The organism is Stutzerimonas sp. C6.4V (assembly GCF_058536345.1).
On sequence record NZ_JBZUBM010000001.1, the window covers coordinates 1237059 to 1256533 of the forward strand.

Below are 19475 nucleotides of genomic sequence, written 5' to 3' on the forward strand. Positions count from 1 at the left end.
TAGGGGATATGAGGGTCTGCATGCAGTCGGGCAAAGAGAAGTTCATTGGTCTGGAGTGGTTGCGATTCTTTCTCGGCGTGTATCTGGTGATGTATCACACGCTACCGTTCTATGAGAGCTACACGAAGCTTGGCGGGTTGGTGGAGGTCAATGAACTTGGCTTCTTCGCGACGAGTTGCTTCTTCGCGCTATCCGGCTTTCTGCTCGCACACGTCTACCTGGACGGGACCAGGCTACGGGAACGGCCGAGCAGCATCATGGCGAAACGCTTCGCCAACCTGTACCCCATTCATCTGTTCGGGCTGGCCAGCTGCATTGCGCTGGCGCTGCTGACCGGCTTGGTAGACAGCAACACCGACCTGCGGTTGGTCTATCGCGCGGACGACCTGCTCAAGCGCACCGCGCCGGAGTTGCTTGAATACCGACTGAGCGATTTCCAGCTCGTGCTCAACGGGCTTTTGCAAATCACCCTCCTGCATGCCTGGAACCCGGTGTTTCTCGCCTATAACGGCCCGCTCTGGTCGATATCTGCACTGTTCTTTTTCTATCTGGTGTTTCCCTGGTTCGCGCCGAGACTGGCAAGGGCGCGGCATAAGGTGCGCCTGCTGTTAGCCGTCTGGCTGGCCTGTCTGGTTCCGCCCCTGCTCGTGATCCTCAACGGTGATTACGGCTCGACATGGATTGGCCTGCTGCATCACTTTCCTCTGTTCCGTTTGCCGGTCTTTCTCGCCGGCATCCTGGCCTACCTGTTGTTTCGCGATCGTGAGTTGGCGGGTGCCGGGCTGCACGGGCCGGCCAAGCTGGCGGCTGTCATTGTTCTGGGGATTGGCGTGAGTATCGCTGCAGAGCTCAACTGGCACGGTGGCAACCACTGGTACGTGCTGTTGCATAACGGCCTGATGCTGCCCATGGTGCTCTCGGTAGTTGGGCTGTGCGCCATGATTCCCGGGACGGGCAGCGAGAACCTTCAGCGCTGGGGGCGCCGGCTGGGTGGGGCCTCGTTATCGATGTTTGCGCTGCATACGCCGATCTTCATTGTGTTTCGCCGTCTGGAGATGCTGCTCAACATCGATTACGGGTTATGCCTGACCGATGCGTCCGCCTGCGTAGCACAGGCCAAGGCGCAGCCGCTATTCCTTGGCTACTACCCGTTGCTGCTCATAGTTACCGTTGTCTTCTGCGTGCTGTTTCAGGAGCATTTTGTCAGGCGGGTTCGGCAGTGGTTGCTGAATGGGCCTCTATGCCGGCTGGTAGAGCCGGTCAGCCGGCCCGACCGGGATGATGCATTCGAGCCGCAGCCGGTACGTGCCGATTGCGTCGCCAGGCGGCCCAGCTCGGCTGCGCCCCAAGGTAACGGCGTTTCGGTCAGTTAGACCCTGATAGCTGGCGGAGCGGCATCGTCGCGTGCGATGTCCTCTGATAGCGGCCGTTATCCGGTCAATGCACCCATGCGACTGCTTAGCTTCCGCGCCAGATCCAGCAAGCGCTTCGCCGCTTCGCCATTCGCGTCAGCCATGAAGCCGGGTTCGGCACCGACGATGGTGATGACGCCCGCCAGCTTGTTCCCGCCGCTGAACAAAGGCGCAGACAGGGCGTTGACTCCCGCCATCAGCAAGCCGTGAACGGCTTGCACCTGGGTGCGTTGCAGTTCGCTCATCGCTGCGAGCAGGGCGTCGGCAGAAGGACTCGATGGCCGTTTCAGCTCGTCTTCACGCAGCTGTGCAGTTTCGGCATCCGGCATGAACGCATTGAACACCAGGCCGGTCGACGAGCCCAGCAGTGGCAGCACCGAACCTACCTGTGTCACCAGCGTCACGGCGCGCACGGCTTGCTCCACATGCACCACTGTCGGGCCTCGGTTGCCCCATACCGCGAGAAAGCAGGTTTCGTTGAGTTCGTCGCGCAGCTGGGACAGATGCGGGGTCGTCAGCTTGACCACATCCAGTCGCCCCAGCGCCGCCAGGCCCACGAACAGCGCCGCGCGGCCTAACCCATAGTGATTGGTCATCGGGTCCTGCTCGGCGAAGCCGCTGGCCATCAGGGCCTGCAGATAACGATGCACCTTGCTGGCCGGCATGCCTACGTGCTCAGCCAGGCGCGACAGTGATGTCGCCGGAGCCAGTTCAGCCAGTGCGGTGAGGATATCCGTACCTACCTCGGCGGCCTGAACTTTCTGTCGCCGAGGCGCCGAGTCGGCGTTGTTTTCTGTCGTCAATTCAAAGCTGCCTGTTAGCCGCCGTCTGGTGAGGCGCTGTTTATAACTTGACGCCCTGGGGAGTTCAAATTACTTTTTGCGTAAACGCATTACGCTAAATGTGAGACGGCTATGCAACCACAACAACAAATGGGCGAAACCTCTCGATACCTGTCTGGCTTCGGCAATGAATTCTGCAGCGAGGCCCTGCCTGGTGCGTTGCCGGTCGGGCAGAACTCACCGCAGCAGGTTCCTTACGGCCTCTACACGGAACTGCTTTCCGGTACCGCTTTTACCGTGGCGCGCAGCGAAGCACGACGGACCTGGCTGTACCGCATTCGACCGTCGGCCAGCCATGGCCAATACCGGCGTCTGGACCGGCAGCTCGATAGCGAGTTGGGGCCGGTCACGCCCAATCGACTGCGCTGGAACCCAGACCCCTTTCCCGGGGTAGCGACCGACTTTCTTGACGGCCTGATGTGTATCGTCGCTAATGCCGAGCCTGGCCAGCCGGCAGGCGCAAGCATCTACCGTTATGCAGCGAACGCATCGATGGAGCGGGTGTTCTTCAATGCTGATGGTGAGCTGCTGCTGGTGCCGCAAGAGGGCGCGTTGAGGCTGGTCACCGAGCTGGGCGTGCTCGAAGTCGTGCCGCTGGAGATCGCGGTGATTCCCCGCGGCATGAGGTTTCGTGTGGAGCTGGTGGAAGCCACGGCGCGCGGCTACGTTTGCGAAAACCACGGCTGCGCGTTGCGTTTACCGGACCTGGGGCCTATCGGCAGCAATGGCCTGGCCAATCCGCGTGACTTTCTCGCCCCGGTCGCACACTTCGAGGAGCGAGACGAACCCGTACAGCTGGTGCAGAAGTTCCTCGGTGAGCTCTGGGTGACCGAGCTGGATCACTCCCCGCTGGACGTCGTCGCCTGGCACGGCAACAACGTGCCCTACAAGTACGATCTGCGCCGCTTCAATACCATCGGCACGGTCAGCTTCGACCATCCCGACCCGTCCATCTTCACGGTGCTGACCTCACCCAGCGCCATTCACGGCATGGCCAATATCGACTTCGTGATCTTCCCGCCGCGCTGGATGGTGGCCGAGAACACCTTCCGTCCGCCGTGGTTCCACCGCAATCTGATGAACGAATTCATGGGCCTGATCAATGGCGCCTACGATGCCAAGGCCGATGGCTTCTCGCCTGGCGGTGCCTCGCTGCACAACTGCATGAGTGCCCACGGGCCGGATCATGTATCGACCGAACAGGCGATCAGGGCCGACCTCAAACCGCACAAGATAGAGGACACCATGGCCTTCATGTTCGAGACCGGCCAGGTGCTTCGCCCCACACGGCAGGCGCTCGAAAGCCCGCAGCTGCAGAGCGACTACGACCGCTGCTGGGCGGGCCTGACCAAAACCTTCGACAAGAACGGGAAATGACATGACTGCACATAAAGAACTACGCAGCTGGGTCGAGTCGGCCAATGGCCATTTGGATTTCCCGCTCGCCAACCTGCCGCTGGGCGTCTTCAGCCGTGACGGTGACGAGCCACGCGGGGGCGTTGCCCTTGGCGATTTCATTTTCGACCTGCGCGCAGCCTGCAAGGCAGAGCTGTTTGAAGGTTTGACGCTGGAAGCGGCGAAAGCGGCCAGTGGCGGCAGCCTTAATTCTTTCTTTGCACTTGGGGCTGACGCACGCAAAGCGCTGCGAGGCGCGCTGCAGGATCTGCTCGGCGAGGGAAGTGCTCAGCGCGAACGTCTGCAGGGCATGGCCGAGTCGCTGCTGCAGCCGATGGATAGTTGCCAGATGCATCTTCCCGCCGAGGTGGGCGATTACACTGACTTCTACGTCGGCATCCATCACGCCAACAACGTCGGCAAGCTGTTTCGTCCGGATAACCCCTTGCTGCCCAATTACAAATACGTGCCCATCGGTTATCACGGCCGCGCCTCGACGGTCGACGTCTCGGGGGCAACGGTAAAGCGCCCCAACGGCCAGACCATGCCACCGGGCGGCAGCGAACCGAACTTCGGCCCGAGCAAGCGGCTCGATCACGAACTTGAACTGGGTATCTGGATCGGGCCGGGCAATGCGCGCGGCGAGTCGATCCCGATCGGCGAGGCAAGCAACCACGTTGCCGGTTTCTGCCTGCTCAACGACTGGTCGGCGCGTGATCTGCAGGCCTGGGAATACCAGCCGCTTGGCCCGTTCCTGTCGAAAAGTTTCGCCACCAGTGTGTCGCCTTGGGTCGTCACCCCCGAAGCCTTGGAGCCGTTCCGCTGCGCCCAGCCGTCGCGGCCGGAAGGCGATCCACTGCCGTTGCCCTATCTGTACTACGAGCGGGACCAGCAACAGGGCGCGCTGGATATCGAACTCGAAGTGCTGTTGCTGACCGAGGCCATGCGCAACGAGGGCGAACCCGCACAGCGCATCGCCCTGAGCAGCACCAGGAACATGTACTGGACCGTCGCCCAGATGGTCACGCACCACAGCGTCAACGGTTGTAGCTTGCAGCCCGGCGATCTGTTCGGCTCCGGCACGCTGTCGGGCAGCACCCTGGACAGCCTTGGAAGCCTGCTGGAGATCACCGGGGGCGGTAAGCAGCCGCTGGAACTGCCCAACGGTGAAACCCGCACCTTTCTGGAAGACGGGGACGAGATCATCCTCAAGGCGCGGTGCCGGCGCGAGGGGTATGCGTCGATCGGCTTTGGCGAGTGCCGCGGGCGCGTATTGCCCGCGTCAGCTTAATCGCACTGGAGAAAAGCCCGGCTGCCATCACGGCAGCCGGGCTCTTTGCTGTCAACCAAAGTCAGGTCAGGGCAGCGCAGCCGTATTCAGCGCGGTGGGCGCAGTCGGGCCGGTGGCGGCGCGGCGCATCTGTTCGGCCAATGCTTCGGTGAATTCCTGCGCAGCGGACCAGCGCATGTGTACGGCGTCTACGAACGAATCCACCGGAGTGCTCCAGTCCTTGTCGGCGTTCCAGTAGGTGCCGCTGTCACCCAGCGCATCGGCGATGCGCTGGTCGAAATCGGCAAGGAAGGTGCCGTCCGGGTCGTATTTTTCCTTCCACTGCGGGTGTAGCGGGGTGGAGACGACCATCAGGTTTCGGCCTTCCTGCTGGAGTCTGGCGCTCATCTGCTGCAGCGCATTGAAGCAGTTACGGTCCAGTGCGTCGGGTTTTCCATACATCAGCTCGCGTGTGTTGCGGGTCCGCAGCGGGCCGTCACCAAAACGGTTGAACACCAATGGGTCCCACTCGATCTGGCCGGCACGCTGCGCCTTGACGGTCAGGGCATTGCGCGCCAGGGACTTGGGCGCGAAATAGCGCATGTAATAGCCCCAGCGCGACGCCCCTTCGTACACGTATGGGTCGACATGCTCGCGGTTGAATACTGCAGTCGGCACCCGCCAGCAACCGGCGAAGTCCTGCGGGTCGGCGATCATCACGACGCTGCGAATGCTCGGTTCGCGATCGAGCAGCCAGTGCCCGACGTAGGTCGACTGATTGGCGAACAGGCCGCAGAAAGCGCCGTTCAAGGGGCGTATCTCCGGCATCGCCTTGATTAGTGCATTGCCATCTACGTGTCGCCAGGCCACTGATGAGCCTATGACCAGCAGATTGGGCGATTGGATCGGGTTCTGGCGCAGGAAGTTGAGCTTTTCATCGACGCACAGGCTGTTGGTGAACGCCGGCGGCGGCAGATTGCCGGTTCGCTCCAGCGTAAAGAGCGCGACGCAAAACAATGCCAGGGCGCCAAAGAGTCCGGCGAAAAGCGACAGCAGATAACGCGAACGCACCCGGCCCGGCGCGCTGGCCGTGCTCGCGGATCCGTTTCCGGCGTTGCTTCCGTCCCTGGACACATCTGCTGCCTGGATCATGGTTATTTTCCTTCCAGCTTGGCGCTGATGACCTGGGCGAAGTGACCGACGTTGCGCAGCGATTCCAACTCCGCGGTTCTGAACTTGATGCCGAAGCGCTGTTCTGCCGCGACCGTGAGCATGACGTGGGTCTGGCTGTCCCAGCCGTCGATGTCGTTGGCGGTCATCTCCGGCGAGAGCACGATGCTGTCGTCGTCGAACACGTCGTGGAAAACCGCTGTGAGTTCCTTGAGTACGTCTGCTTCGGTCATGCCTTTACCTCGATGAAGTGGCGGGGGTGTTCGCGTGGTGGCCAGGTCGTAGCGCCAGAAGGTCGCGTCGCTGGCCGAATCGGTTGGCGGGCTGGACTGGGCGAAACCCAGCCGCGGGAAGTGTTCGGCAACCATGCCGTTGCGTTCGGTCGGACGGTATTCGCCAATGAGCGCGCTGTAGCCAGCGGCAGTGGCGGCCTCGGCGAGCACGTCGAGCACCGCTTCCTCGACCTGGCGACCCAATACGCGGCAGCTCATCAGCCAGCTGTCGATCAGCAGCTCGTCGCTCTCCAGCATCGCGTCTGGGCGCGCCAGCACGACGCTGATCAGGCCGTTGTCACCGAACTTGTCGGCCAGGCGAATCGCCAGCGCCACCGAGCGAGGATCACTGGCGATGCGTTCGACTTCCGCCTCGCTGTAGCGGCGCGTCGTGAGGTTGAACTGGTTGGTCTTGTTGATCAGTTGCGTACTGCGGGGTAGTTCGGCAGCGCCGATCCTGGTGGCCGTCAGCACCATCTCCAGACCGCGCAGGTAACCTTCCATGTCGGTGGCCTGGGTCATGGCCGCCTTGCGCTCGGCGTTCAGCGCATAGTTGCGCCCGCGCGTGGTGTCGTCGGAGGTAAAGGACACGGCCTCGAAGTAGCCCGCTGCTGCGACCCGGGCAGGGTAATCGGCCACGTCATCCGGCAGTTCGGGCACTGCGACTTCCGGCAGCTCGCGACGCACGATATCCCGCTCGGCCGGGTTGTCGTCGACAAAGACCAGGCTGTCCAGCCCGATATCCAGCATCGAGGCGATGCGCCGCAGGTTGCCGGCCTTGTCTTCCCAATTGGCCACAAAGGCTGCAATGTCGCTGCGCTTTAGCGCCATGTCCGGGTGATTGAAGGCTGCCTCGGCAACGCTCAGGTCGTTCTTGCTGCATACCGCGAGGATGATTCCGCGCCGTGCCAGCAGCGCCGCGTAGCGCTGGAACGCCAGAAAGGCTTCGCCACTTGGCGAGCCCTGGCCCAGCTTGATGCCATCTATACCATCGTCTCCGACGACGCCGCCCCAGAGGGTGTTGTCCAGATCCAGCACCAGACATTTGCGCGACAGCCCGACGCTTGCCGCGGCGATGCGCGCCAGCTGGTCGCCATAGAGCGGTGCCAGGTTCGGGCTGACCAGTTGCTTGGCCTGATGCCAGCGAACCGGCTCCGCCAGCCCGTCCCCGTAGCTGCCACGGGCTGCCTCCCAGGCCAGATCCATCAACAGCACGCCATCCTCGCGGGCAGCGGTGCGGATGGCCTGGTTGAGGCGGTCGATGAGGGCATAGGGCGAGGCCGGGACCAGCGCCTCGAACGATCCGAACAGTGCCGGGTCGGCTGGCACTATCGTCTGTTGTACAACCTGAGCGGTGTATCGCTCGCGGGCACGACGCCACAGCAGCCGCAGCTCGTCGACGCGTTCGGTTATCGCCGCATCGACTTCGGCCTGGGATGCTTCCAGCGACAGTTGCAAGGGCGCGTCGCGGGCATCCAGCGCCAGCACGACCAGTTGCGGCGCGAAACGCGCAAGTTCCGGATCCTCGGTCAGCAGTGCCTGGCGATACATGCCATACGGCGCCACATATACCGAGCACGCCAGACGGCGTTGCAGGCCGGCTACACGGATGGCCGGGACCAGGTGGTCCACCGTGTGCGACGAGAGCAATGCAATGCGCACCGGCCGCAGCCCCGAGGCCGAGCCTTCGCCATTGGCGATGGTTTGGAGGCCTTCGCTGGCGAGCCGGTCCAGGCGCGTGGTGAGGGTGAAGTCACGACGATAGCCGGCGAGCTCGGCTGCAAGGGCCAGGCGAGCCGCCGCATCGGGCTCGCGTTTGGCCTCGCCGATAGCGGCGCCGAGGTCGGGATGCTGCGCTAGCCAGAGAAGCTGATCCATTAGCGGTTTACTCCTTTTCAGAACTGGAAGTAGAGGAACTCGGTTGGGGCTACGGAAAACGCGACGGCCAGGGCAAAAAAAGCCAGGACGCCAATGGCGAAGCCAACGGCAGGCGTCGGGCTCCATGCTGTGATCGGCAACCAGCGCAGCAGCCAATGCTCGCGTGGGCTGGCATCCAGTGAGGTCCGAAAGCGCGTCATCCATTGCTGGACGTTGGGCATCAACCAGACGAAAGCGAGTAGCAGGACAATGGTGAGGTAGTCCGATTTGTCGAATTTGGTGCTCAGCTCACTCAAGCCGACCATGCCAGAGAGCATCGCCATCGCTGCCGAGACGCTTGAAGCGCGGAAGAACACCATCGCCACGACTACACACAGAAAGGTCAACAAAACCGCGCCGGCGTGGTGCCAGAGCTTGTCGCTGTCCAGTCGCAAGCCCTGGCGCGCCTTGTAGGCACGGAAGCCGTGTACCACGACAAGATAGAAGCCGTGCAACAGGCCGAATACCACGAACTGCCAGCCTGCACCGTGCCAGACACCGGAGATGAACATGGTCAGCACCGTGGGATACGCCACCAGAACGACAAAGGTGCTCAGGTTCATCTTGCCGCGACGAGGCAAGGGTTTGCCGGCCGCCATGCGCGAGCGTGTGATGCGCATGACGATGGGGTTGTAGATGTAGGCGGTCAGAAAGCGCGTCAGCGTCATATGCCAGCGCGACCAGTAATCGATGAGATTGCGCGCCTTGAATGGGCTGTTGAAGTTGACCGGCAAGCGCAACCCGAACAGCAGTCCCAGGCCGATCGCCATGTCGCTGTAGCCGGAGAAATCGAAATAGATCTGCAGGGTATAGGTGAGCGCGCCGAACCAGGCGTCATAAAGCGCAGGCACCGTCCCGTCCGCCGCGACAGAGAAGATCGGTGTCGCCTTGGCGCCCAGGGGGTCGGCGATGATCACCTTCTTGAACAGGCCGAGCAGAAACACCGTCAGGCCCAGCGAGATGTTGTCCAGCCTTGGGCGGAAGGTGCTGTTGTCATTGAACTGTTTCAGCATTTCGCCGTGGTGGGTGATCGGCCCGGCAATCAGCTGCGGGAAGAAACTGATGAACAGGCAGTAGTTGACGAAGTCGTGCTCGGTGACCTCACCATCATGGGCATCCACCAGATAGGCAATCTGCTGGAAGGTAAAGAACGAGATGGCCAACGGAAGGATGATGTCGTCCACTGACCAGCCGAGATCGAAGGCAGTGTCGACCGCGCCGAAGAGAAATCCGGTGTATTTGTAGTAACCGAGCAGCGCGACGTTGGCGGCGACTCCCAGTATCAGCACCATTCTCGACGGTCGCCGCATCAGGTAGCCGCCGATGAGGTAGTTGACCACCATGCTGCCAACCAGCAACGGCACGTAGGCAGGGTTCCACCAGCCGTAGAACACCAGAGACGCGAGCGTCAGCCAGATCGCCGCGTATCGCTGTCTGCCGCTGCCTGCCAGGAGAATGAAGCCAAGAAGAACCACCGGTAGGAAACCGGCTATGAACACCATGGAGTTGAAGAGCACTGTCTTTTTCCTATCCCTGATTGCCAGTGCTGCCCTTGGACCAGGACGGCAGCTGCACAGTGGGACGCCTGCGCCGATGCGCTCGAAGCCCCACCCCCCAAAAAAGACAACCGTCGCAGCCAGGCTTCAATCCTTGTCGCTACTACGGAGTTAAACCCCAGTCTGTTAACTGCGACTCAGCGTTGTAAGGAAAAGTTGCGGGTTTTTGTCGGTATGGAAAAGCCTTCTGACGGACGGGATAACGACGCTAAATCAAGCGAAACGGCAGCGATATCCGCGATGCGGTTGCTGCGCGAAAAGGCAAGAGCTATTGCGGCGGTGAATTGCCGCGCCGATGGGTAGCGCTACCCGGTGAACGAAAGCCTTGGCCGAAGGCTGAGGGATTAGAAGGAGCGTTCGGCGACAAGGCTTGGAGGGAGAAAGGCTGGCTCGGGTTCAGCCGAACAGGTACAGGCATCCTCCGATGACCAGGCCCGAATACACCAGCATCAGCAGGCAGTAGCCCATGATGTCGCGCGCACCGAGCCCGACGATGCCGAGAATCGGCAGCGCCCAGAATGGCTGGATCATGTTGGTCCAGGCATCGCCCCAGGCAATCGCCATGGCGGTGACCGCAGGCGTCACGCCCAGCGCCTGGCCGGCCGGCAGCATGATTGGCCCCTGTACCGCCCACTGACCGCCACCCGACGGCACGAAGACGTTGACCAACCCAGCGCTGAGGAACGCCAGTACCGGGAAGGTATCGGCCGAGGACCAGGCGATGAAGGTGTCGGTGATCTGCCGACCCAGCGACAGCCCTTCGGCGTTGGCGCCGACCATCATTCCCATGATGCCGGCATAGAACGGGAACTGGATGACGATGCCACTGATGCCACCGATGCCGTCCTGCACTGCGCGCATGTAGCGCTCCGGCGAGCCGTGCAGTGCCAGACCGATAAACAGGAACAGGCCGATGACAATATTCAGCGTCAGGGCAAAGCCGTTCTCGGAGAAGTAGTAGCCGAAATAGACCACAGCCAGCGCAACGATGATCAGGTTGAGGATGCGGCTATCGTCCATGCGCTGCGCAAGGGTGTTGCGCGGCAGGGCCTCATGGGCGGGATCGAGCAGTTTCGCCGGGTCCGCGACCTTCGGGTCTTTCGGATGCATGGCCCAGTTAAGGATCGGCAAACCGATCACCAGCAGCGCGATGATCGTCAGGTTCATGGCGGTGAACAGGGTGTCACCGACGCCGATGGCGGTCGTCACGACACCGCCAGACATGCGCTCCAGATCTGCGCCGCCGGTGGCCAGCGACAGCGGAATGGAACCGGACAGGCCGCCGTGCCAGATCAGAAAGCCCGAATAGGCTGCAGCAACCAGCAGCGGGTAATCGACGCCCTTCACCTCACGAGCCAGTGCGCGGGCGAACACCGCGCCGATTACCAGACCGAAACCCCAGTTGATCCAGGAACCAGCCAACGCCACCAGCGTGACCAGCACCACGGCGCGGCCCGGTGTGCGTGCGGTCCGTGCCAGGCTCGCAAGCAGGCGATGGATGGCGGGTGCGCTGGCCAGGGCGTGGCCGGTCACCAGAATCAGTGCCATCTGCATGGCGAAGGTGAGCAGGTTCCAGAAGCCGGTGCCCCAGTGTTTCGCCATCGAGGGCAGGCCCTGGCCGGTGACGAGCATGCTGGCGGCAAGCACGATGAGGCTTAGGAGAATCGCAAAAACGAAGGGTGAGGGTAGGTATCGCTGAATGAGCTTGACGCTCAAGGCGGTAACGGTACTGAGCATGGTCATGGATCCTGTGTTGTTCTTCTTTTTTATAGGCGGCGCACGTGCGTGGCGTGCGCCGATTTATTGCTAGGGTTTGGTGAGCCTGCACGGCGTGGTGTCGGTCCTCCTCTATGAGCCGGCGTTGTCCGTTTAGTGACGTTCGAGAGCCAGCGCGACGCCCTGACCGCCACCGATGCAGAGCGTGGCAAGGCCCTTCTTCGCGTCGCGGCGGATCATTTCGTGCAGCAGCGTAACCAGCACGCGGCAGCCCGACGCCCCGATGGGATGTCCCAACGCAATCGCGCCGCCGTTGACGTTGACCTTCCCGGCATTCCAGCCGAGCTCTTGCCCGACGGACAACGCCTGGGCGGCAAAGGCCTCGTTGGCTTCGATCAGGTCCAGCTCGTCGAGCGACCAACCGGCTTTTTCAAGGCAGCGGCGGGTCGCCGAAACCGGCGCGATGCCCATGATTGCCGGGTCGACGCCAGCATTGGCGTAGGCCTTGATCTTCGCCAGCACCGGTAAACCGAGGGCCTTGGCCTTGTCTGCGCTCATCAGCAGTACCGCGGCGGCACCGTCGTTGAGACTGGAGGCATTGCCGGCGGTAACCGAGCCATCCTTCTTGAACGCCGGTTTGAGTTTGGCCAGTGCCTCGGCGGTAGTGCCGGCACGGGGCTGCTCATCGGTGTCGAAGCGCAGGGGCTCGCCTTTGCGTTGCGGAATCTCGATGGGCGTGATCTCGTCCTTGAAACGCCCGGCCTCGATGGCTGCGACAGCCTTCTGCTGTGATGACGCGGCGAACGCATCCTGGGCTTCGCGGCTGATCCCGTACTTGTCGACCAGGTTCTCAGCGGTGATGCCCATGTGGAAATCATTGAAGGCATCCCAGAGGCCGTCGCTGATCATCGAGTCGACCAGCTCGGCGTGCCCCATGCGCAGGCCCGTGCGCGCCTTGGGTAGCACATAGGGCGCAAGGCTCATGTTCTCCTGCCCGCCGGCGATGATTGCGTCGGCATCGCCGCAGCGGATCGCCTGGGTTGCCAGGTGCAGCGCCTTGAGGCCCGAGCCGCAGACCTTGTTCAGGGTGAAGGACGGCACCGCATGGGGCAGGCCTGCCTTGATCGACGCCTGACGGGCGGGGTTCTGTCCGGAGGCGGCAGTGAGTACCTGGCCGAGAATGACCTCATCGACGTCGGCGGGATTCAGCCCGGTCTGTTCGAGCAGGCGTTTGATTACCGCTGCGCCCAGATCAGGCGCGGCGATGTTGGCCAGGCTGCCTTGAAAGGCGCCGATGGCAGTGCGGGTGGCGGCTACGATGACGACGTCTTGCATAAAAAAGTCTCCTATCCGAAACGGGAAAAGCCCCGCATGCGGCGTGCGCATCGCGAGGCTCTCAGGCAGCGCAGGTCAGGCGAACTGCATTTCCGGTACGTGATCCGGCACCACCAGCTCACCTGCGGTCTTGGCCACGATTTCCTCGACGCTCACACCAGGCGCGCGCTCCTTGAGGACGAAGGCACCGTTCTCGATTTCCAGGTAGGCCAGGTCGGTCAGCACGCGCTTGATGCAGCCGGCGCCGGTCAGCGGCAGGGTGCACTTGGGCAGCAGCTTGGACTCGCCATCCTTGGAGGCGTGCGTCATCAGTACGATGATGTTTTCCGCACCGGCGACCAGGTCCATGGCACCGCCCATGCCCTTGACCAGCTTGCCGGGAATCATCCAGGACGCGATGTTGCCCTGCACGTCGACCTCGAAGGCGCCGAGCACGGTGAGGTCGATATGCCCACCGCGGATCATCGCGAAGGATTCGGCGGAGTTGAAAATGGAGGCGCCGACGCGTGCGGTGACGGTCTGTTTGCCGGCGTTGATCATGTCGGCATCGAGTTCGTCCTCGGTGGGAAACGCGCCCATGCCGAGCAGGCCGTTCTCCGATTGCAGCATCACTTCCATGCCCTCGGGCACGTAGTTGGCGACCAGAGTCGGGATGCCGATGCCGAGGTTCACGTAGAAGCCGTCCTGCAGCTCACGGGCGACGCGCTGGGCCATTTGTTCGCGGGTAAGTGCCATCGTCGATTCCTCTTATTCTTTTGATTAAGTGCGGACGGTGCGCTTTTCGATGCGCTTCTCGAAGGTGCCGCAGATGATGCGGTCGACGTAGATGCCGGGTGTGTGGATCTGGGTGGGGTCGATCTCACCGGGCTCGACGATTTCCTCGACCTCGACCACGGTGATCTTTCCGGCAGCTGCGGCTAGCGGATTGAAGTTCTGTGCGGTGTGGCGGTAGATGACGTTGCCGTAGCGGTCGGCCTTCCAGCCTTTGACGATAGCGAAGTCGCCGGTGATGGCGTGCTCGAGGATGTGCGGGCGACCGTTGAATTCGCGCACGTCCTTGCCTTCGGCGATGGGGGTGCCGTATCCGGTAGCGGTGTAAAAGGCGGGAATGCCGGCGCCGCCTGCGCGCATCTTTTCAGCCAGCGTGCCCTGGGGCGTCAGCTCGACTTCCAGCTCGCCATCCAGCAGCTGCTTCTCGAACAGCGCGTTTTCGCCCACGTAGGAGGCGATCATCTTGCGGATCTGCCGGTCCTCCAGCAGCACACCCAGGCCGAAGCCGTCGACGCCGCAGTTGTTGGATACCACGGTAAGGTCGCGGGTGCCCTTGCGCTTGATCTCGGCGATCAGGTTCTCGGGAATGCCGCACAGGCCAAAGCCGCCGGCCAGAACGGTCATGCCGTCTTCAAGCCCGTCGAGCGCCTCGGCATAGGAATTCACGCGCTTGTCGAAACCAGCCATAAACGATTCCTTTTTGTTGTTGGGTTGTTTTTGGTGAGCTGCAATCGAGTGTTCCCTTGTGCGGCGGATTTGTTAAGTTGATTTTTAAGCGCGATTGATTGATAAAACGAAACAAAGCGCCATCAGGCTTTCTCCTGGATCCGATTCGATGACCGTCAAACAACTCCGTGCCTTTATCGCTGTGGCGCAGACCCTGAGCTTCGCTCAGGCCTGTGAGCGGCTGTACCTGTCGCAATCGGCCCTGAGCCTGACCATCAAGGCGTTGGAGGATGGGCTCGGAGGTCGCCTGTTCAGCCGTACCACGCGGGCTGTCAGCCTCACGCCGGAGGGCGAGGCGCTACTGCCACTGGCACGGCGGCTGCTGGCCGACTGGGATAACGCCGAGGACGAGCTGCGCCAGCGTTTCACGCTGCAACAGGGCAGGGTGGCGCTGGCCTCGATGCCGTCCTTCGCCGGCAACATCCTGCCAGCCGTACTGCGCACCTTTCGCGACCGCTACCCCTCGATCAGCGTCACCGTGCATGACGTGATCAACGAGCAGGTGATGGAAATGGTCCGTGACCGCCAGGTAGAAATCGGGATCGCCTTTGAGCCTGAACCCAGCACGCCGCTGACGTTCACCCCGCTGTACACCGACCGTTTCGTGGCGGTGGTCCCGGTCGATTCGGTGCTGGCGAGCCGGGCCGAAGTGAGCTGGAACGCTTTGCTGGAACACCCCTTCATTACACTTCAGCGCCCCTCGACAGTGCGCGTCATGCTTGAAGATCACCTGCGTCCGCGGGGCCGTCAGTTGCCGGTGCAGTTCGAGAGTCATCAGTTGGCAACCGTCGGGCGTATGGTCGCCAGCGGCCTGGGCGTCAGCGCCGTGCCGGCGTTATGTCGGACGCAGATGCTCGAACTCGGCGCACGCTGTGTGGCGCTGAGCGATCCGGTGATCGAGAAGCCGGTGGGCATCCTGACCAAGCCCGGCCACGAACTCTCGGTGGCGGCGCAAGCCATTGCCGATGCCCTGCGTGCGGAACCGGCCTATCGATGCAGGCATGGCTGAGTATGCCGCGACAGCTCCAAGGCCTGTCGTCGCGCATGATCTGCTGAGCCAGTCCGCCGGTTATCGCCGCTTCGTAGGCATGCGGATCGAGATCCAGGACAGCCGGTGTTTGTTGCATTCGGCATCGGTACTTTGCGATTACCGACCTAGCGGACGATAATCGCCCATGGTTTCCACCCAAGGTTTTTTCTGTGACCGACGAAACCCGCCCCAGCATCGCTACCATGGTCCCCGCCATCATCGCCTCGCCAGCCAAGCGTATCGAGGCACTGACCGGCGACCCGAACTTCATGACATCGCTGGCGCGCGGGCTCGCAGTGATCCACGCATTTCAGGAGCGTAAGCGCCACCTGACTATCGCGCAGATCAGCCACCGGACGGAGATCCCGCGTGCAGCAGTGCGACGCTGCCTGCATACGCTGATCAAACTCGGCTATGCCACCACTGACGGGCGCACCTATTCGCTGCTGCCCAAGGTGCTGACACTCGGTCATGCTTATCTTTCCTCTACGCCCCTGGCGGTTACAGCCCAGCCGATCCTCGACCATCTCAGTGATCAACTCCATGAAGCCTGCTCAATGGCTACCCTGGAGGGCGACGAGGTGCTCTATGTCGCGCGATCGGCCACGCCCCAGCGGCTGATTTCCGTCGATCTGAGCGTGGGCAGTCGCCTACCGGCCTATTGCACGTCCATGGGGCGGATTCTCTTGGCGGCATTGGATGATGCGGCGTTGAACGATTACCTCGAACACGCCGAATTGCAGATCAAGACTAGCCGCACCCTGCATACTCCGGCAGCCATCAGGGCATCCATTGATGAGATCAGGCTAAAGGGTTGGGTCATCATCGATCAGGAGCTGGAGGTGGGCCTGCGTTCGCTGGCCGTACCGTTGAAGGATTCCGCAGGTCAGGTACTGGCGGCCCTTAACGTTGGCACCCACGCCAGTCGTGTCAGCAAGCAGGAATTGGAGGCTCGGTTCCTGCCGGTTTTGTTGCAGGCAAGCAAGGAGCTGAGCACCCGCCTGTTTCATTGAAACGCTGTTAGTAGCCAGAGCGGGGGCGTGGCAGCGCACCTTGGCTGTACTGTTCCGGTTATGTTCGTTTATCGAACATCAAATCGATTATCGGATTGTTCTGCCTGTCGGTCGTGTTTAGTGTTGCGCCAGGCGCCCCAGTGCGCATCCAGACATCAATACGAGACTGACCCCATGGCCGAACTCCTTTCGCTTCGCGAAGCAGTCGATCGCTTCGTCAGCAGCGGGGACACCGTTGCGCTCGAAGGCTTCACGCATCTAATTCCTACGGCTGCTGCGCATGAGCTGATTCGTCAGGACAAGAAAGACCTGACCCTCGTGCGGATGACGCCCGATCTCGTCTACGACCTGCTGATCGGTGCCGGCTGCGCCAGGAAGCTGGTGTTTTCCTGGGGTGGCAACCCTGGTGTCGGCTCGCTGCACCGCCTACGCGACGCGGTAGAAAAGCAGTGGCCGCAGCCGCTGGAAATCGAAGAGCACAGCCATGCCGACCTGGCCAATGCCTATGTGGCTGGCGCCTCTGGCCTGCCGTTTGCTGTGCTGCGCGCCTACCTGGGTTCCGACCTGCCCAAGGTCAACCCGATGATCAAGTTCATCGAATGTCCCTTTACAGGTGAAACCCTTGCGGCTGTGCCGAGCGTGCGCCCGGATGTAACCGTCATCCATGCGCAGAAAGCCGATCGCAAAGGCAACGTGCTGATTCAGGGCATTCTTGGTGTGCAGAAGGAAGCGGCGCTGGCCGCCAAACGCTGCATCGTCACGGTCGAGGAAATCGTCGATGATCTCAAGGCGCCGATGAATGCCTGCGTCCTGCCGACCTGGGCGCTGACAGCCGTCTGCCTGGTACCTGGTGGCGCACGTCCTTCGTACGCCCATGGCTATTACGAGCGCGACAACCGCTTCTATCAGCAGTGGGACCCTATTGCCCGAGATCGTGACACCTTCAATGCATGGGTCGACGAGTTCATTCGCGGCACTGCAGATTTTTCTGCGTTTCAGGCCAAGCTGGCCGCGCAGCAGGAGGCCAAGTGATGAGCTACAGCACCAACGAAATGATGACCGTCGCCGCGTCACGCCGGCTCGGTAACGGCAGCGTCTGCTTCGTCGGCATAGGCTTGCCGTCCAAGGCGGCCAACCTGGCGCGCCTGACCCATGCGCCGGATGTCGTGCTGATCTATGAATCCGGCCCGATCGGCGCCAAGCCTTCGGTACTGCCGCTATCCATCGGTGATGGTGAGCTGGCCGAGACGGCCGACACCGTGGTGCCCACCGGCGAGATCTTCCGTTACTGGTTGCAGGGCGGGCGTATCGACGTTGGCTTCCTCGGCGCGGCGCAGGTGGACAAGTACGGCAACATCAACACCACGGTGATCGGTGACTATCACCAGCCGAAAGTTCGCTTGCCAGGAGCGGGCGGAGCGCCGGAAATTGCAGGGTCGGCCAAGCAGGTGCTGATCATTCTGAAACAGTCGCATCGCACCTTTGTCGACAAGCTGGCGTTCATCACCTCGGTGGGCTTCGGTGAAGGGGGGGATCATCGGAAGCGGCTGGGATTGCCGGGGCAGGGTCCGGTGGGAATCATCACCGACCTGTGCATCATGGAGCCTGAAGCTGGGTCAAACGAGTTCGTGGTGACCTCGCTGCAGCCGGGTGTTACCCGCGAGCAGGTGATCGAAAACACCGGCTGGGCCATCCGTTTCGCTGACGAGCTCGGCGAGACTGCGCCGCCCGCCGATAACGAACTGGAGGCCTTGCGCGCCCTGGAGGCCCGCACCGCCGCCGCCCATGGACAAGCTGGAGGTGACGAGTGACACGCGAAGTCTTTATCTGCGACGCCGTACGTACGCCCATCGGCCGCTTCGGCGGCGCGCTGGCCGCCGTGCGTACGGACGACCTGGCCGCAACCCCGATCAAGGCGCTTCTGGAGCGCAACCCCGGGCTCGATCCTGCGGCCATCGAAGAAGTCTTCATGGGCAGCGCCAACCAGGCCGGGGAAGACAACCGCAACGTAGCGCGCATGGCCGCGCTGCTGGCCGGGCTGCCGGAAACCGTGCCGGGCGTGACGCTCAATCGTCTCTGTGCCTCGGGCATGGATGCAGTGGGCAGCGCCTTCCGTGCCATCGCCTGTGGTGAGATGGAACTGGCGATTGCCGGTGGCGTCGAGTCCATGACTCGTGCGCCTTATGTGATGGGCAAGGCCGAAAGCGCGTTTGGTCGCACGCAGAAGATCGAGGACACCACCATCGGCTGGCGCTTCATCAACCCGAAGATGAAGGAAACGTACGGCGTCGATGCCATGCCGCAGACCGCCGACAACGTCGCTGAAGAGCACAAGATCAGCCGCGAGGATCAGGATGCCTTTGCGCTACGCAGCCAGCAGCGCACCGGCAAGGCGCAGGCCGCAGGCTTCTTCGCCGAGGAGATCGTTCCGGTGGTGATCAAGGGGCGCAAGGGCGACACGGTCGTCGACACCGACGAGCACCCACGCCCGGAAACCACGGCCGAAGCGCTGGCCAAGCTCAAACCGGTCAACGGCCCGGACAAGACGGTCACTGCGGGTAATGCCTCAGGCGTGAACGATGGCGCCGCTGCGCTGATCCTCGCCAGTGCCGAAGCAGTGCAGAAATACGGCCTGAAGGCGCGCGCCAGGGTACTCGGCATGGCCAGCGCCGGCGTTGCACCACGGGTCATGGGCTACGGCCCGGTGCCGGCGGTGCGCAAATTATGCGAGCGGCTGAATCTGGCCGTCAGTGACTTCGACGTGATCGAACTCAACGAGGCTTTTGCGGCCCAGGCGCTGGCGGTTACGCGTGACTTGGGCCTGGACGACGATAGCCCGAAGGTCAATCCCCAGGGCGGCGCCATCGCCCTCGGTCACCCGCTGGGCATGAGCGGTGCGCGCCTGGTACTGACCACTGTGCATGCCCTGGAAAAGTCTGGCGGCAAGCTCGGGCTGGCAACCATGTGCGTAGGCGTGGGGCAGGGGCTGGCCCTGGCTGTCGAGAAGGTCTGACCCATCGTGCAGCGCCGGAGCGTCATGCCCACCACCG

General features: G+C 62.4%; 16 protein-coding genes and 1 pseudogene. 8 read left to right on the plus strand and 9 right to left on the minus strand.

Annotated elements, in window-relative coordinates; translation table 11 throughout:
* Nucleotides 1–20 precede the first annotated feature (20 nt).
* On the plus strand, nt 21–1373 hold the full coding sequence (locus AC4LFW_RS05950; RefSeq protein ID WP_491818271.1) for an acyltransferase family protein: 1353 nt from the start codon (nt 21–23) through the stop codon (nt 1371–1373).
* Between the two features lie 56 nt (nt 1374–1429).
* On the opposite strand, the gene AC4LFW_RS05955 is transcribed toward AC4LFW_RS05950, so the two are convergent.
* Nucleotides 1430–2215: an IclR family transcriptional regulator gene (locus AC4LFW_RS05955; protein ID WP_491818272.1), complete on the minus strand. Its 786-nt coding sequence runs from the start codon at nt 2213–2215 to the stop codon at nt 1430–1432.
* A gap of 111 nt (nt 2216–2326) precedes the next feature.
* On the opposite strand from AC4LFW_RS05955, the gene hmgA reads away from it, so the two are divergent.
* Nucleotides 2327–3631: a homogentisate 1,2-dioxygenase gene (gene hmgA, locus AC4LFW_RS05960; protein WP_491818273.1), complete on the plus strand. Its 1305-nt coding sequence runs from the start codon at nt 2327–2329 to the stop codon at nt 3629–3631.
* Between the two features lies 1 nt (nt 3632).
* Complete coding sequence (gene fahA / locus AC4LFW_RS05965) at nt 3633–4940, plus strand: fumarylacetoacetase (RefSeq protein ID WP_491818274.1); 1308 nt, start codon at nt 3633–3635, stop codon at nt 4938–4940.
* 66 nt (nt 4941–5006) lie between these two features.
* On the opposite strand, the gene AC4LFW_RS05970 is transcribed toward fahA, so the two are convergent.
* The 8 genes and pseudogenes from AC4LFW_RS05970 to AC4LFW_RS06005 all read right to left on the minus strand — a co-directional run bounded on the left by AC4LFW_RS05970 (nt 5007) and on the right by AC4LFW_RS06005 (nt 14343).
* A complete protein-coding gene (locus AC4LFW_RS05970) occupies nt 5007–6071 on the minus strand; it encodes a hypothetical protein (protein WP_491818275.1) in 1065 nt (354 codons plus the stop codon).
* Between the two features lie 2 nt (nt 6072–6073).
* Nucleotides 6074–6322 (minus strand): acyl carrier protein, encoded by a 249-nt coding sequence (locus AC4LFW_RS05975; protein ID WP_491818276.1) that lies wholly within the window; start codon nt 6320–6322, stop codon nt 6074–6076.
* A pseudogene (locus AC4LFW_RS05980) lies at nt 6319–8239 on the minus strand (HAD-IIIC family phosphatase). The gene AC4LFW_RS05975 and the pseudogene AC4LFW_RS05980 overlap by 4 nt, the downstream one beginning before the upstream one ends.
* Nucleotides 8240–8256: 17 nt before the next feature.
* A complete protein-coding gene (locus tag AC4LFW_RS05985; protein ID WP_491818277.1) occupies nt 8257–9795 on the minus strand; it encodes an MBOAT family O-acyltransferase in 1539 nt (512 codons plus the stop codon).
* 435 nt (nt 9796–10230) lie between these two features.
* Nucleotides 10231–11571, minus strand: coding sequence for a short-chain fatty acid transporter (locus AC4LFW_RS05990; RefSeq protein WP_491818278.1), 1341 nt, complete (start codon nt 11569–11571; stop codon nt 10231–10233).
* 132 nt (nt 11572–11703) lie between these two features.
* Complete coding sequence (locus AC4LFW_RS05995; protein ID WP_491818279.1) at nt 11704–12885, minus strand: acetyl-CoA C-acetyltransferase; 1182 nt, start codon at nt 12883–12885, stop codon at nt 11704–11706.
* Nucleotides 12886–12960: 75 nt separating this feature from the next.
* Nucleotides 12961–13620, minus strand: coding sequence for a CoA transferase subunit B (locus AC4LFW_RS06000; protein ID WP_491818280.1), 660 nt, complete (start codon nt 13618–13620; stop codon nt 12961–12963).
* A 24-nt stretch (nt 13621–13644) separates the two neighbouring features.
* The gene (locus AC4LFW_RS06005; RefSeq protein ID WP_491818281.1) at nt 13645–14343 is read right to left on the minus strand and encodes a CoA transferase subunit A; all 699 of its coding nucleotides are present in this window, start codon (nt 14341–14343) and stop codon (nt 13645–13647) included.
* A gap of 148 nt (nt 14344–14491) precedes the next feature.
* Here AC4LFW_RS06005 and AC4LFW_RS06010 point away from each other — a divergent pair, with 148 nt between their 5' ends.
* The 5 genes from AC4LFW_RS06010 to pcaF all read left to right on the plus strand — a co-directional run bounded on the left by AC4LFW_RS06010 (nt 14492) and on the right by pcaF (nt 19438).
* Entirely contained in the window at nt 14492–15391 is a 900-nt protein-coding gene (locus AC4LFW_RS06010; protein WP_491818282.1) for a LysR family transcriptional regulator, read from the plus strand.
* A 224-nt stretch (nt 15392–15615) separates the two neighbouring features.
* The gene (locus tag AC4LFW_RS06015; protein WP_491820146.1) at nt 15616–16425 is read left to right on the plus strand and encodes an IclR family transcriptional regulator domain-containing protein; all 810 of its coding nucleotides are present in this window, start codon (nt 15616–15618) and stop codon (nt 16423–16425) included.
* Between the two features lie 174 nt (nt 16426–16599).
* The gene (locus AC4LFW_RS06020; RefSeq protein WP_491818283.1) at nt 16600–17457 is read left to right on the plus strand and encodes a CoA transferase subunit A; all 858 of its coding nucleotides are present in this window, start codon (nt 16600–16602) and stop codon (nt 17455–17457) included.
* Entirely contained in the window at nt 17454–18236 is a 783-nt protein-coding gene (locus AC4LFW_RS06025) for a CoA-transferase subunit beta (RefSeq protein WP_491818284.1), read from the plus strand. Before AC4LFW_RS06020 ends, AC4LFW_RS06025 begins: the two co-directional genes overlap by 4 nt.
* Nucleotides 18233–19438, plus strand: a complete 1206-nt coding sequence (gene pcaF, locus AC4LFW_RS06030) for a 3-oxoadipyl-CoA thiolase (protein ID WP_491818285.1) — start codon at nt 18233–18235, stop codon at nt 19436–19438. The genes AC4LFW_RS06025 and pcaF overlap by 4 nt, the downstream gene beginning before the upstream one ends.
* The last annotated feature ends 37 nt before the right edge of the window (nt 19439–19475 follow it).

Bases quoted from the DNA above. Each gene is read 5' to 3' on its own strand.
- fahA (WP_491818274.1), top strand. From the start codon at position 3,633: ATGACTGCACATAAAGAACTACGCAGCTGGGTCGAGTCGGCCAATGGC.
- AC4LFW_RS05950 (WP_491818271.1), top strand. From the start codon at position 21: ATGCAGTCGGGCAAAGAGAAGTTCATTGGTCTGGAGTGGTTGCGATTC.
- AC4LFW_RS06005 (WP_491818281.1), bottom strand. From the start codon at position 14,343: ATGGCTGGTTTCGACAAGCGCGTGAATTCCTATGCCGAGGCGCTCGAC.
- AC4LFW_RS06020 (WP_491818283.1), top strand. From the start codon at position 16,600: ATGGCCGAACTCCTTTCGCTTCGCGAAGCAGTCGATCGCTTCGTCAGC.
- AC4LFW_RS05990 (WP_491818278.1), bottom strand. From the start codon at position 11,571: ATGCTCAGTACCGTTACCGCCTTGAGCGTCAAGCTCATTCAGCGATAC.
- AC4LFW_RS05970 (WP_491818275.1), bottom strand. From the start codon at position 6,071: ATGATCCAGGCAGCAGATGTGTCCAGGGACGGAAGCAACGCCGGAAAC.
- AC4LFW_RS05975 (WP_491818276.1), bottom strand. From the start codon at position 6,322: ATGACCGAAGCAGACGTACTCAAGGAACTCACAGCGGTTTTCCACGAC.
- AC4LFW_RS06000 (WP_491818280.1), bottom strand. From the start codon at position 13,620: ATGGCACTTACCCGCGAACAAATGGCCCAGCGCGTCGCCCGTGAGCTG.
- AC4LFW_RS06010 (WP_491818282.1), top strand. From the start codon at position 14,492: ATGACCGTCAAACAACTCCGTGCCTTTATCGCTGTGGCGCAGACCCTG.
- AC4LFW_RS06015 (WP_491820146.1), top strand. From the start codon at position 15,616: ATGGTCCCCGCCATCATCGCCTCGCCAGCCAAGCGTATCGAGGCACTG.
- hmgA (WP_491818273.1), top strand. From the start codon at position 2,327: ATGCAACCACAACAACAAATGGGCGAAACCTCTCGATACCTGTCTGGC.
- AC4LFW_RS05995 (WP_491818279.1), bottom strand. From the start codon at position 12,885: ATGCAAGACGTCGTCATCGTAGCCGCCACCCGCACTGCCATCGGCGCC.